Below are 13,487 nucleotides of genomic sequence, written 5' to 3'. Positions count from 1 at the left end.
GACTCCCCCGTCCGCGAAGATCCGGGCGCTAAACCTTCATCGACCCGCTGGTCTTCTTCCACTCCGCCGGCATGGCCTCCTCGACCCGCTCCGCGCGTCGCTCCTCGCGGGCGTACAGCACGCCGTAGGTGAAGGTGTTCTCGCCCGCCGCGTGCGCCACGGCGGACAGCTCCCGCAGGGTGGTGCGGGCCATGACGCTGTCCTGGTGGTCGCCGAGCAGGCTCTGGAGCGACTTCATCGACTTGACCAGGGCCTTGGCCGCGCCGCCGAGGACCGGGCCGGCGGTCTCGGCGGCGTACCGCGTCCGCTTGGCCTTCTTGCGGGCCTCGTGCAGTCCGAGGTCGCGGTCGACGCCCGGTGGCTGCTCCATGGCCTCCTCGACCAGCGCGGACACCTTTCGGAAGTCCTTGCGTACGGCCTTGGCGAGCACCTTGTCCGGCTTCTTGGCGGCCGCCCCGAGGGTCGGCGGGTCGTCGACCACGGCGTCCAGGCTGTCGAGGAGCGTCAGATAGCGCTGGGAGTCGAGTACGCCGAGCAGCCGGCGGCGCGAACCGTGCTCCCCGGCCTTGGCCCAGGTACGCAGCCGGTCGTGGACGGGGCCGGAGACCAGCGTGGAGGGCAGTTCGCCGAGGGCCGCGTCCAGCCGTTCGGCCAGCACCTCGTGGTCGCGGCCCTTACCCAGCTCCCCCGCCAGCCATTTCAGCTCGACGCTGATCGGGTCGGTGACGACCCGGTCGAGGACCTTGTGGAAGGAGCGGAACGTGCTGCGCAGCCGGCGGGTGGCGACCCGCATGTCGTGGATCGACTCCTCGGCGTCCCGGCGCACGGCCGGGTCCAGCTCGACGATCGCGTCCCGCTGGACGCGGATGTACGCCAGGACGTGGTCCCCGGCGGTGACGGGCTCGGCGGGGCCCTTGTCCTTCGGCCGTGGATGCCCGCCCTTGGTCTCGGCCAGCGCCCGCGCCAGCTTCGACACCGACTTCGAGGGCCGTACGCCCGCCTTGCGCAACCGCTTCTCCACCTTGTCGAGGAGGACGGGATCGCCGCCGTCGGCGAGTTCCACCTCGATCTCGGTCCACTGGGCGCTGCCCTCACCGCCGAACCGCCTGTCCGCGCGTACGGCGTCCACGCTCGCCTCGGCGAGCAGCCGGCCCCGGGCGTCGACGAGCTCGCGGAGGTCCCGGCTGGAACGCAGCCGCACCACGGGGACGAGCTGCCCCTCCCGGACGCGGGCGCGGACCAGCCCGGCGAGTTCGTCGGGCACGGCGTCGGAGAGCGGGGCCCGGATCTCGTCCCGGACGCCGGGTCCCACCGGCAGCTTCAGGTGCCAGCCGGCGTCGGCGCCCCCGGTGCGGCGACGCAGGGTGATCGAGGCCGCGGCCAGGCGCAGGTCGGAGGTGTCGTAGTAGGTCGCGTCCAACTCGGTGACGCCCTTGTCGAGGACGGACGCGACCCCGGCGACCCCGGTCAGGTCCGGCAGCCCGCTCTCATCGGATTCGTACTTGCGCTCGATCTCGCGTTTCGTCTCCGTCATGAATCGAACCTAGTCGCAGTCGGGCCCGAACGGCACTGCGCACCGGGCCCGAATCACGACCCCGCCAGGGGAAAACAGAAGGTCCGGCGCTTTGTCGTGGCTCCTACGCCGACATGGGCCGCTGCACCCGGATGGACTGGAGCAGTCCCACCGCCACCCAGACCGCGAACATCGATGTGCCGCCGTAGGAGACGAACGGCAGCGGCAGACCGGTCACCGGCATGATCCCCAGGGTCATCCCGATGTTCTCGAAGGACTGGAAGGCGAACCAGGCCACGATGCCCGCGGCGACGATCGTGCCGTACAGCTCCGTCGTCTCGCGAGCTATGCGGCTGGCACGCCAGAGGACCACACCGAGCAGGATGATGATCAGGCCCGCGCCCATGAAGCCCAGTTCCTCACCGGCGACGGTGAAGACGAAGTCCGTCTGCTGCTCCGGGACGAACTGGCCCGTCGTCTGCGAACCGTGGAACAGTCCTGCGCCGGTGAGGCCGCCGGAGCCGATCGCGATCCGCGCCTGGTTGGTGTTGTAGCCGACACCCGCGGGGTCGAGGCTCGGGTTGGCGAAGGCGGCGAAACGGGCGATCTGGTACTCGTCCAGAATGTGCAGCTGCCAGACGGCGATCGCGCCGGCCGCGCCCGTGCCGAGCAGTCCGAAGACCCAGCGGTTGGACGCGCCGGAGGCCAGCAGCACACCGAGCACGATCATCACCATGACCATGACCGACCCGAGGTCGGGCATCAGCATCACGATCAGCATGGGGATGACCGCGAGCCCGAGAGCCTGGAGCACGGTGCGGTGGTCGGGGTAGAGCTTGTCGCCGGCGTCGACCCGGGCCGCGAGCAGCATCGCCATGCCCAGGATGATCGTGATCTTCACGAACTCCGAGGGCTGGAGCGAGAAGCCGCCGCCGACCACGATCCAGGAGTGCGCGCCGTTGACCGTCGAGCCCAGCGGCGTCAGCACCGCCAGGATCCCCATGAGCGAAAGGCCGTAGAGGACCGGTACCGCGTTGCGCAGGGTGCGGTGGCCGAGCCAGATCGTGCCGATCATCAGGCAGATACCGATGCCGGTGTTCATCAGGTGCCGGACGAGGAAGTAGTACGGGTCGCCCTGGTTGATCTCGGTGCGGTTGCGGGTCGCCGAGTAGACCAGGAGCGAGCCGATCAACGACAGGGCGATCGCCGACATCAGTATCGGCCAGTCCAGCCGCCGGGCCAGCGAGTCACGGGCGAAGACCCGGGTCCAGCCGGCCCGCTCGGGCCCGTATCCGGAGACGGAGAAACCGTTCGCGCCGCTCATGTGCACATCCTCCGGCTTCCCCTCTTCCGCCGTCGCCTGCGGGTGTCGCGGTTGGTGCTGGTGTTCTGCTGCACGGTGGCCCCCGACTGCGACTCGTCCGGCTCCGGCGCGCCCTCCTGGCTGACGCGCTGCTCCTTCGCCGGGTCCTTGGAGACCTTCGGCGCCTTGATCGTGCCGTCCGCCTGGACCTTCGGCAGGCTGGTCTGCGGGGTGGGCAGCAGGGCGTTCTTCTTGTCGATCTTGCCGTCGTCGGCGACGCCGTACATGGCGTTGTAGATGTGCCGCACGGCCTCACCGGAGGCGCCCGAACCGGTACCGGCCTGAGCGATCGTCATGACGACCGTGTAGTCCTTGCTGTACGTGGCGAGCCAGGACGTCGTCTGCTTGCCGTAGACCTCGGCGGTACCGGTCTTGGCGTGCAGCGGGATCTCCTCCTGCGGCCAGCCGCCGAACTTCCAGGCGGCGGTACCGCGCGTGACCACGCCCTCCAGCGCGGCGTCCATGCCCTTGATCGTCGCCTTGTCCACCGGCAGCTTGCCCTTGACCTTGGGCGCGATCTCCTGGACGGTCTTGCCGTCCGCGCTGACGATCGCCTTGCCGATGGTCGGGGTGTACATGGTGCCGCCGTTGGCGAGCGCCCCGTAGATCACGGCCTCCTGGATCGGGGTGACGAGGGTGTCGCCCTGTCCGATGGAGTAGTTGATCGAGTCGCCCTCGCGCATCTTGTTGCCCTCGAGGCAGTTCTCGTACGCGATCTTCTCGACGTAACTGCCGTCCTTCTTGCCGTACTTGCACCAGGAGTCCTTGTTGGCCTTCCAGTAGGACTCCTTCCACTGACGGTCCGGGACGCGGCCGGTGACCTCGTTGGGCAGGTCGATGCCGGTCTCCTTGCCGAGACCGAACTGGTGGGCGGCCTTGTAGAAGTAGTCCTTGGGCTCACCCTTGGCCGGGTTGATGCCGCCGTCCTTCTTCCACTCCCGGTCCGCGAGGCCGTAGAACACGGTGTCGCAGGAGACCTCCAGGGCCCGGCCGAGCGAGATGGGGCCGAAGCTCTCGCCCTCGAAGTTCTTGAAGACCTGGCCGCCGACCGAGTACGAGCTGGTGCACGGGTAGCCGCCGTCCCACTCGTAGCCCGCCTCGACCGCGGCGGCCGTGGAGACCACCTTGAAGGTCGAACCGGGGGCGGACTGACCCTGTATGGCCCGGTTGAGCAGCGGATAGTCGGAGTTCTTGCCGGTGAGCTTCTTGTAGTCCTTGGCCGAGATGCCGCCGACCCAGACGTTGGGGTCGTAGGCCGGGGCGGACGCCATGGCGACGATACGGCCGGTCTTGGCCTCCATCACCACGACCGCTCCGGAGTCGGCCTTGTAGTTCTCGCCGGTGATCTTGTCGAACTGGGTGCGGGCGATCTTCATCGCGTTGTTCAGTTCGTACTCGGCGACCCGCTGGACGCGGGCGTCGATGCTGGTGACGAGGTTGGAGCCGGGCTGGGCCGCGTCCGCCTCGGCCTGGCCGATGACCCGGCCGAGGTTGTCCACCTCGTAGCGGGTGACGCCGGCCTTGCCGCGCAGCTCCTTGTCGTACTGGCGCTCGAGGCCGCTGCGGCCGACCTGGTCGGAGCGCAGATAGGGCGAGTCGCTGTCCTGAGCCTTGGTGATCTCGTCGTCCGTCACCGGGGAGAGGTAACCGAGGACCTGGGCGGTGTTGGCGTTGCCGGGGGCCGCGTAACGCCGGACGGCCTCGGGTTCGGCGGTGATGCCGGGGAAGTCCTCGGCGCGCTCGCGGATCTGGAGGGCCTGCTTGGCGGTGGCCTCGTCGGTGATCGGGATCGGCTGGTAGGGCGAGCCGTTCCAGCAGGGCTGGGGCGTCTTCGCGTCGCACAGCCGGACCTTCTGCTCGACCTCTTCGGCGGTCATGCCGAGGACGGCCGCGAGCTTGGCCAGGACCGCCTTGCCGTCGTCCTTCTGCTTCAGCAGGTCGGTGCGGGAGGCGGAGACCACGAGCCGCGTCTCGTTGTCGGCGAGGGCCACCCCGCGCGCGTCCAGGATCGAGCCCCGCACGGCGGGCTCGACGACCTGCTGGACGTGGTTGCCGGAGGCCTCCTTGGCGTACTCGGCGCCCTCCCGGATCTGGAGGTACCAGAGGCGGCCGCCGAGGGTGCCGAGCAGGGAGAGGACGAGGATCTGGATCACGACGAGCCTGATCTGGACCCGTGGGGTCCGACCGGTCTCGGGAATGTTGGTCACTGCGGTGCCTCCCCCTCTCCGTACGCGGACGTGTGCACGCGGACAGGTGTGCGTACGAATGATGAACGACGGGCCTGTGAGGCCGCGTTCCGCCGGAACCTCCCCGTTCGGGTGAATCCGCGGGTGCGGCTGCGGGTGAGTCCACGGACGGGCCTCGGGGTGGACATTCGGGTGAACCCGCCCGCGCTCACAGCCGCTTGACCCCCTTGATACGACCGGCGCGCGCCCCGCGTGAGCGGGCCGCCTTCAGCTTCAGCCCGTTGCGCTGCCCGTCGATCCTGAGACCCGTCCCGGAGGAGAGCCAGCCGGACGAGATGTCCGGGCTCTTGGCGGCGGAGTTGGTCTCCGCGAGCGGGTCGTTGTCGGCGCGCCGGGCCAGGAACATGACTGCGGGGACGACGAACGGGGCCAGCAGCAGGTCGTACAGGCCGGCCGTGAACAGCAGCCCGGTCAGGCCGACATGGCGGGCGGCGGTGTCGCCGACGAGGGCGCCCACCCCGGCGTACAGCAGGGTGGAGCCGATCGCGGCGCCGACGACCACGACCATCGGGCCGGTGGCCGACTTGATCTGCCCGCTCTCGGGCTTGACGAGCCCGGCGAGGTAGCCGATCACGCACAGCACGAGGGCGTAGCGCCCGGCGGCGTGGTCGGCGGGCGGCGCGAGGTCGGCGAGAAGTCCGGCGCCGAAGCCGATGAGGGCGCCGCCGACATGTCCGTAGACCATGGCGAGGCCCAGCACGGTGAGCAGGAGGAGGTCGGGGACGGCGCCGGGCAGGTGCAGGCGGGCGAGGACGCTCACCTGGATCACCAGGGCCACGACGACCAGCGGGACGGAGAGCAGGATCCGGTTGACGCGCATGGGGGTGTCAGCTCCTACTGCTGCTGGCCGTCGACGGGTGCGTTCGCGTTCGGAGTGACCGTGACGGTCACCGTCGGCGTGGGGACCGGCTTGGGCTTCGAGGGGAGCACGGTGTCGCGCGGGTCCTTCTTCGGGGCCTCGACGACCACACCCACGATGTCGAGCTTGGTGAAGCTGACGTACGGCGTGACGTAGAGGGTGCGGGTGAGGTCGCCGCCGGAGGGGTCGACGCGGGAGACGACGCCGACGGGGACGCCGGGCACGAAGGGCTTGTCGGCCTGCGAGCCGAAGGTGACCAGCCGGTCGCCCTTCTTCACCTCGGCCTTGCCGTTGAGGAGTTCGACGCGCAGCGGCCGGTCGCCCTGCCCGGAGGCGAAGCCGAGTTCGTCGGACGCCTCCATCCGGGTGCCGACGGTGAAGTCGGGGTCGCTGGCCAGCAGCACGGTCGCCGTGTGGGGTCCGACGGTCGTGACCCGCCCGACCAGACCCTCCCCGTTGAGGACCGTCATGTCGCGCTTGACGCCGTCGTTCGCGCCGACGTCGATGGTGATGGTCCAGGAGAAGCCCTGGGCCGCTCCTATCGCGATGACCTCGGCGCCCTTGATGCCGTACTGGCCCGTGCCGGCGATCTTCAGCATCTTGTCGAGCTGTGCCAGCCGGCTGCGGTTGCGGTCGTCGCTGCCGAGTTTCGCCTTGAGAGCCGCGTTCTCCTTCTCCAGATCGGTGAGCCGGTCATGGCGTTCACCGGAGTCCCGGACGGCGGAGACGGCGTTCCCGACGGGATCCACCGCCGACGACACGCCGTTCTCGATCGGGCCGAAGGCCGCGGCCGCGGCCTGCCGGGCACCGTCGACCGGGGAATCCTCCCCACCCCGGATGTCCACCGTGATCAGCGCGAACGCTACGGCGACCAGCAGCACCAGGAGCAGCCGGCTCTCTCGTGTGTCCCTCACGTGCGGCGGCCGTGCCCTTCCTCGAGAGAAAAACCAAGAACAGGAATCAGGAAGCAGAATCTGGAATTGGGGTAGCCCCGGGCCAAGATGACCAAGGGCGCTTTGTGGGAGCTTATGCCTCTATATCAACGATCCGCCGCACGAGAGGAGATCGTCCCGTACGGCGGAATCGAAGCGTTACGTCATCTGCGGGGCGCGGCGTCCAGAACCTGCTGGAGCGCCTCGAACTCCTCCACGCACTTTCCGGAGCCGAGCGCCACGCTGTCGAGCGGGTCCTCGGCGATGTGGATGGGCATGCCGGTCTCCCGGCGCAGCCGCTCGTCCAGACCGCGCAGCAGGGCTCCGCCGCCGGTCAGAACGATTCCTCGGTCCATGATGTCGCCGGAAAGCTCCGGCGGGCACTTGTCGAGGGTGGTCTTCACGGCGTCGACGATCGCGTTGACCGGTTCCTCGATCGCCTTGCGCACCTCGGCGGCCGAGATGACGACGGTCTTGGGCAGCCCGGACACCAGGTCCCGGCCGCGGATTTCGGTGTGCTGGTCGTCGTCGAGGTCGTAGGCCGAACCGATCGTGAGCTTGATCTGTTCGGCGGTCCGCTCACCGAGGAGGAGGCTGTACTCCTTCTTGATGTGCTGGATGATCGCGTTGTCCAGTTCATCGCCCGCGACGCGGATGGACTGGGCGGTGACGATGCCGCCGAGCGAGATGACCGCGACCTCCGTGGTGCCGCCGCCGATGTCCACCACCATGTTGCCCGTCGCCTCGTGGACCGGCAGGCCGGAGCCGATGGCCGCGGCCATGGGCTCCTCGATGATGTGCACCTGACGGGCGCCGGCCTGGGTCGACGCCTCGATGACGGCGCGGCGCTCGACGCCCGTGATGCCCGAGGGCACACAGACGACGACCCGCGGACGAGCCAGATACCGCCGCTTATGGATCTTCAGGATGAAGTAGCGGAGCATCCGCTCGGTGATCTCGAAGTCGGCGATCACGCCGTCCTTCAGCGGACGCACGGCAACGATGTTGCCGGGCGTGCGCCCGATCATCTTCTTCGCTTCGGCGCCGACCGCGAGGATGCCACCGGTGTTGGTGTTGATCGCGACGACGGACGGCTCGTTGAGTACGATCCCGCGACCCCTGACGTACACCAGCGTGTTGGCGGTCCCGAGGTCGACAGCCATGTCACGGCCGATGAACGACATTGAGTTCCCCATCAGGATTCGACTGGCCTTCCATGAGCTTTGAGGGCTTATCAGGTCGGCGAGGTGGGTGCTGTGACGTGAAGGCTTCCATCGTAAACGCGCCTGCACGAACACTGCGGAGCGGTCTCCGCCATTGTTTGCAGATGCTGTGAGGGTTCGCTTCCGGAGACGAGCGTTCGGGGGCTCACGTTCCCTCGATCGCCCGCTTCGGCAGCTCCGTACGCCGTCGGATCAGGCACGACCGGGGAAGAAGATCTTCACCTCGCGCTCGGCGGACTCCTCGGAGTCGGAGGCGTGGATGAGGTTCTCGCGGACGATCACACCGTAGTCCCCGCGGATGGAACCGGGGGCCGCGGCGATCGGGTCGGTCGGACCCGCGAGGGCGCGCACACCCTCGATGACCCGGTCGCCCTCGACGATCAGCGCGACGACCGGACCGGAGGCCATGAACTCCACCAGCGGCTCGTAGAAGGGCTTGCCCTTGTGCTCGCCGTAGTGCTGCTCCAGCGTGTCCTGGTCCAGGGTCCGCAGCTCCAGCGCGGTGATCTGCCAGCCGGCCTTGCGCTCGATACGGCTGAGGATCTCGCCGGTCAGGCCACGACGGACGGCGTCGGGCTTGAGCAGGACGAGGGTGCGCTGGCTCACGAGGTGACTCCTTTTGCGGCCGGTGTGTTTCTACTGCCGGTGTGTGCGGTGGGATGAGGTTACAGGGCGTGTCCTGGCACCTGTCACGCAGCGTCAGCGGTATCCGGAGAGCCTGCGGCCGCCTGGGCGGCGAAGCGCGCCTTGGCCTCGTCGATCTTCTGCCCGTAGTGCACGGACGCCCACCACAGGGCGCCGAAGAGCACCCCCAGGAAGAACATGATCGGGACGAAGAAGCCGGACGCGACCAGGGCGATCTGCAGCGCCCAGCCGAGGGCGACGCCCCCGGGCCGGGTCACCATGCCGCACAGCAGCACGCTGAGGAACATGGCGATGCCGCACACCGTCCACACCGTGGCGGTGGACAGGTCGGCGTCCTTCATGGCGACCAGACCGGCGAAGCCGATGACGAAGAACTCGCCGATCAGGGTCGAGGAGCAGAGCGTACGCATGGTGGGGGACCTCAGCCCTTTCCGAGGAGCAGCCGGGCCTCGCCGACCGTGATGACGGAACCGGTGACCAGTACCGCGCCGCCCGCGAACTCGCCCTCCTCCTCGGCGAGCGTGACCGCCGCCTCCAGGGCGTCGGGCAGTCGCGGCTCGACCTGGACGCGGTCGTCGCCGAACACCTCGACGGCGATCGCCGCCAGCTCGTCGGCGTCCATCGCGCGCTGGGTGGAGTTCTGGGTGACGACGACCTCCGCGAAGATCGGCTCGAAGGCCTCCAGCAGCCCCCGTACGTTCTTGTCGCCGCTGGCGCCGACCACGCCGATCAGCCGGCTGAAGTCGAAGGCCTCGCCGACGGCCTCGGCGGTGGCTCGGGCGCCGGCCGGGTTGTGGGCGGCGTCCAGGACCACGGTCGGGGAGCGCCGTACGACCTCGAGGCGGCCCGGCGAGGAGACGGCCGCGAAGGCCTTGCGGACGGTGTCGATGTCGAGCGGCTCGGGGCGCTGCGAGCCGACGCCGAAGAACGCCTCGACGGCGGCGAGCGCGACAGCCGCGTTGTGTGCCTGGTAGGGGCCGTGCAGGGGCAGGTACACCTCGGGGTACTCGCCGCCCAGGCCACGCAGGGTGACCATCTGTCCGCCGACGGCGACCTGGCGGGCGACGACCCCGAACTCCAGCCCCTCACGGGCCACGGTCGCGTCGACCTCGACGGCCTTCTTCAGCAGCACCTGGGCCGCGTCGACGGGCTGCTGGGCCAGGATGACGGTGGCGTCCTGCTTGATGATCCCGCTCTTCTCGGCGGCGATCTCGGCGGTCGTCTCCCCGAGCCGGTCGGTGTGGTCCAGGTCGATGGGCGTCACGACGGCGACGTCACCGTCGATCACGTTGGTCGCGTCCCACGAGCCGCCCATCCCCACCTCCACGACGGCGACGTCGACGGGCGCGTCCGAGAAGGCGGCGTACGCCATGCCGGTGAGCACCTCGAAGAAGGACAGCCGGTACTCCTGCATGCCGTCGACCATCTCGACGTACGCCTTGATGTCCTCGTACGTCTCGATGAACCGCTCGGCGGAGATCGGCGCGCCGTCCAGGCTGATCCGCTCGGTGATCGACTGCACGTGCGGGGAGGTGTACCGGCCCGTGCGCAGGTCGAAGGCGTTCAGCAGGGCCTCGACCATGCGGGCGGTGGAGGTCTTGCCGTTGGTCCCGGTGATGTGGATCGAGGGGTACGACCGCTGCGGGTCCCCCAGGACGTCCATCAGCGCGGCGATGCGGTCGACCGAGGGCTCCAGCTTGGTCTCGCCCCAGCGGGTGGCCAGCTCCGCCTCGACCTCGCGCAGGGCCTTGTCGACCGCGGGGTCCGCGGGACGCGTGGGCACATCGGCCTGCGGCGCGCCGCCCTGGGTGCGGAGAGTGCGGCTGCCGGCTTCGATGATCGCGAGATCGGGGTCGCGGTCGGTCTCCTCCGCGATGATCTCGTCGAAGGGATCGAGGGGGCCGGGCAGGTCGTCGTGGTTGCCGTTCGGGGGGAGCTCGCTCACGGGGCCAGTCTACGGACGGCCGGTGACAGACGTGGGCGAAGGCCCCCGGAACCGAAGCGGTCCCGGGGGCCTTCGTCGTCATGGCGCCTTGCGGGGCCTACGCCTGCGGCAGGCTTTCGAGCTGGTTCTGGATGCGGGCGATGTCCTCGTCCGCCTTGGCGAGGCGGGTGCGGATCTTGTCGACCACGTTGTCCGGGGCCTTCGCCAGGAACGCCTCGTTGCCGAGCTTGGCGTTGGCCTGGGCCTTCTCCTTCTCGGCGGCCGCCAGATCCTTGGCCAGGCGCTTGCGCTCCGCGACCAGGTCGATCGTGCCCGACAGGTCCAGCGCGACCGTGGCGCCCGCGACCGGCAGCGTCGCCGTCGCCGAGAAGGCGTCGCCCTCCGGCTGGAGTCGGAGGAGCTGCCGGATGGCCGCCTCGTGGGGCGCCAGCGCCGTGCCGTCGAGCGACAGCCGCGCGGGGACCCGCTGGCCGGGCTGGAGACCCTGGTCGGCGCGGAAGCGGCGGACCTCGGTGATCACGGACTGGAGGCTCCGGATCTCCTGCTCGGCCCCGGCGTCCCGGAAGCCGCTGTCCTCGGGCCACTCGGCGACGACGACGGACTCGCCACCCGTGAGCGTGGTCCACAGCGTCTCGGTGACGAAGGGGACCACCGGGTGCAGCAGCTTGAGGGTGACGTCGAGGACCTCGCCGAGGACGCGGCCGGAGACCTTCGCGGGCTCTCCCCCGGCCATGAACGTCGTCTTGGACAGCTCGACGTACCAGTCGAAGACCTCGTCCCAGGCGAAGTGGAACAGCGCGTCGGAGAGCTTCGCGAACTGGAAGTCGTCGTAGAGCGCGTCGACTTCGGCGACCGTCTTGTTCAGGCGGGAGAGGATCCAGCGGTCCGTCGCCCCCATCTCGGACGGACTCGGGAGGGGGCCCTCCACCGTCGCGCCGTTCATCAGGGCGAAGCGCGTGGCGTTCCAGATCTTGTTGGCGAAGTTCCGGGACGCCTGGACCCAGTCCTCGCCGATCGGCACGTCCGTACCGGGGTTGGCGCCGCGGGCCAGGGTGAAGCGGACGGCGTCGGAGCCGTACTTGTCCATCCAGTCCAGCGGGTCGACGACGTTGCCGAAGGACTTCGACATCTTCTTGCCGCGTTCGTCGCGGACCAGGCCGGTGAGGGCGATGGTCTTGAAGGGGACCTCGCCGTCCATGGCGTACAGGCCGAACATCATCATCCGGGCGACCCAGAAGAAGATGATGTCGTGGCCGGTGAGCAGGACGTCGGTCGGGTAGAACTTCCGCAGGTCCGCGGTCTGTTCGGGCCAGCCGAGGGTGGAGAAGGGCCACAGGCCGGAGGAGAACCAGGTGTCGAGGACGTCGGTGTCCTGGCGCCAGCCCTCGCCCGTCGGCGGCTCCTCGTCGGGGCCGACGCAGACGACCTCGCCCCCGGGGCCGTACCAGACCGGGATGCGGTGGCCCCACCACAACTGGCGCGAGATGCACCAGTCGTGCATGTTGTCGACCCAGTCGAAGTACCGCTTCGACATGTCCTCGGGGTGGATCTTGACCCGGCCGTCGCGGACCGCTTCGCCGGCCGCCTGGGCCAGCGGGCCGACCTTGACCCACCACTGGAGGGACAGGCGCGGCTCGACGGTGGTCTTGCAGCGCGAGCAGTGGCCGACACTGTGGGCGTACGGCCGCTTCTCGGCGACGATCCGGCCCTGGGAACGCAGCGCCGCGACGATGGCGGCACGGGCCTCGAAGCGGTCGAGTCCCTGGAACGGACCGTGGACGGTGATGACCGCGCGCTCGTCCATGACCGTGATCGACTCCAGGTCGTGGCGCCGGCCGATCGCGAAGTCGTTCGGGTCGTGGGCCGGGGTGACCTTGACGGCGCCCGTGCCGAACTCGGGGTCGACGTGGGTGTCGGCGACCACCGGGATGGTGCGGTCGGTCAGCGGCAGCTTGATGCGCTTGCCGACCAGGTGCCGGTAGCGCTCGTCGTCGGGGTGGACGGCGACAGCGGTGTCACCGAGCATCGTCTCGGCGCGGGTGGTGGCGACGACCAGCGTCTCCTCGCCCTCGCCGTACTTGATGGAGACGAGCTCGCCGTCGTCCTCCTGGTACTCGACCTCGATGTCCGAGATGGCCGTCAGACACCGCGGGCACCAGTTGATGATGCGCTCGGCGCGGTAGATCAGCTCGTCGTCGTAGAGCTTCTTGAAGATGGTCTGGACGGCCTTGGACAGGCCCTCGTCCATGGTGAAGCGCTCGCGGTCCCAGGCGACTCCGTCGCCGAGCCGGCGCATCTGGCCGAGGATCTTGCCGCCGTACTCCTCCTTCCACTGCCACACCCGCTCGACGAACTCCTCGCGGCCCAGGTCGTGGCGGGACTTGCCCTCCTCGGCGAGCTGCTGCTCGACCTTGTTCTGGGTGGCGATGCCGGCGTGGTCCATGCCGGGCAGCCACAACGCCTCGTAGCCCTGCATGCGCTTGCGGCGGGTCAGGGCGTCCATGAGCGTGTGCTGGAAGGCGTGCCCCAGGTGCAGGCTGCCCGTGACGTTCGGCGGCGGGATGACGATGGTGTACGGAGGCTTCTCGCTCTTCGCGTCGGCCTCGAAGTAGCCCCGCTCCACCCAGCGCTCGTACAGCGGCCCCTCTACGTCGGCCGGCGCGTACTGGGTCGGCAGTTCGGTGTGGGGCGCTGATGGCTGCTGCTGAGCGTTCTCGGTCACGGGCCCAGTTTAGGGGTGTCACGGCGCCGTCCCGAAACG

General features: G+C 69.4%; 10 protein-coding genes. All 10 read right to left on the bottom strand.

Annotated elements, in window-relative coordinates; genetic code table 11:
* Positions 1 to 28: 28 nt before the first annotated feature.
* Entirely contained in the window at positions 29 to 1,534 is a 1,506-nt protein-coding gene (locus tag OG440_RS24605; protein WP_406008949.1) for a CHAD domain-containing protein, read from the bottom strand.
* Positions 1,535 to 1,637: 103 nt separating this feature from the next.
* Complete coding sequence (gene rodA, locus OG440_RS24600; RefSeq protein WP_406008948.1) at positions 1,638 to 2,837, bottom strand: rod shape-determining protein RodA; 1,200 nt, start codon at positions 2,835 to 2,837, stop codon at positions 1,638 to 1,640.
* A complete protein-coding gene (gene mrdA, locus OG440_RS24595; protein ID WP_406008947.1) occupies positions 2,834 to 5,083 on the bottom strand; it encodes a penicillin-binding protein 2 in 2,250 nt (749 codons plus the stop codon). Before mrdA ends, rodA begins: the two co-directional genes overlap by 4 nt.
* Positions 5,084 to 5,270: 187 nt before the next feature.
* Positions 5,271 to 5,942, bottom strand: a complete 672-nt coding sequence (mreD, locus tag OG440_RS24590) for a rod shape-determining protein MreD (protein ID WP_406008946.1) — start codon at positions 5,940 to 5,942, stop codon at positions 5,271 to 5,273.
* Between the two features lie 14 nt (positions 5,943 to 5,956).
* Positions 5,957 to 6,895: a rod shape-determining protein MreC gene (gene mreC, locus OG440_RS24585; protein WP_406008945.1), complete on the bottom strand. Its 939-nt coding sequence runs from the start codon at positions 6,893 to 6,895 to the stop codon at positions 5,957 to 5,959.
* Between the two features lie 182 nt (positions 6,896 to 7,077).
* Positions 7,078 to 8,097: a rod shape-determining protein gene (locus OG440_RS24580; RefSeq protein ID WP_406008944.1), complete on the bottom strand. Its 1,020-nt coding sequence runs from the start codon at positions 8,095 to 8,097 to the stop codon at positions 7,078 to 7,080.
* A gap of 231 nt (positions 8,098 to 8,328) precedes the next feature.
* Positions 8,329 to 8,742 carry a nucleoside-diphosphate kinase gene (gene ndk, locus OG440_RS24575; protein ID WP_406008943.1) on the bottom strand — a complete coding sequence of 138 codons (414 nt, stop codon included), beginning with the start codon at positions 8,740 to 8,742 and terminating at the stop codon, positions 8,329 to 8,331.
* Positions 8,743 to 8,825: 83 nt separating this feature from the next.
* The gene (locus OG440_RS24570) at positions 8,826 to 9,191 is read right to left on the bottom strand and encodes a DUF4233 domain-containing protein (RefSeq protein WP_406008942.1); all 366 of its coding nucleotides are present in this window, start codon (positions 9,189 to 9,191) and stop codon (positions 8,826 to 8,828) included.
* A gap of 11 nt (positions 9,192 to 9,202) precedes the next feature.
* Complete coding sequence (locus tag OG440_RS24565) at positions 9,203 to 10,726, bottom strand: bifunctional folylpolyglutamate synthase/dihydrofolate synthase (RefSeq protein ID WP_406008941.1); 1,524 nt, start codon at positions 10,724 to 10,726, stop codon at positions 9,203 to 9,205.
* A 97-nt stretch (positions 10,727 to 10,823) separates the two neighbouring features.
* The gene (locus OG440_RS24560; protein ID WP_406008940.1) at positions 10,824 to 13,448 is read right to left on the bottom strand and encodes a valine--tRNA ligase; all 2,625 of its coding nucleotides are present in this window, start codon (positions 13,446 to 13,448) and stop codon (positions 10,824 to 10,826) included.
* Between the last annotated feature and the right edge of the window lie 39 nt (positions 13,449 to 13,487).

Origin of the sequence: Streptomyces sp. NBC_00637, from assembly GCF_045161545.1 — a bacterium.
In the GTDB taxonomy this organism is placed as follows: Bacteria; Actinomycetota; Actinomycetes; order Streptomycetales; family Streptomycetaceae; genus Streptomyces.
The sequence above is the reverse complement of the archived record's forward strand: the minus strand, read 5'-3'. Positions and strand labels throughout refer to the sequence as shown.

Coding starts and splice junctions, on each gene's coding strand:
- OG440_RS24570 (WP_406008942.1), bottom strand. CDS start 9,191: ATGCGTACGCTCTGCTCCTCGACCCTGATCGGCGAGTTCTTCGTCATC.
- rodA (WP_406008948.1), bottom strand. CDS start 2,837: ATGAGCGGCGCGAACGGTTTCTCCGTCTCCGGATACGGGCCCGAGCGG.
- OG440_RS24580 (WP_406008944.1), bottom strand. CDS start 8,097: ATGTCGTTCATCGGCCGTGACATGGCTGTCGACCTCGGGACCGCCAAC.
- OG440_RS24605 (WP_406008949.1), bottom strand. CDS start 1,534: ATGACGGAGACGAAACGCGAGATCGAGCGCAAGTACGAATCCGATGAG.
- mreD (WP_406008946.1), bottom strand. CDS start 5,942: ATGCGCGTCAACCGGATCCTGCTCTCCGTCCCGCTGGTCGTCGTGGCC.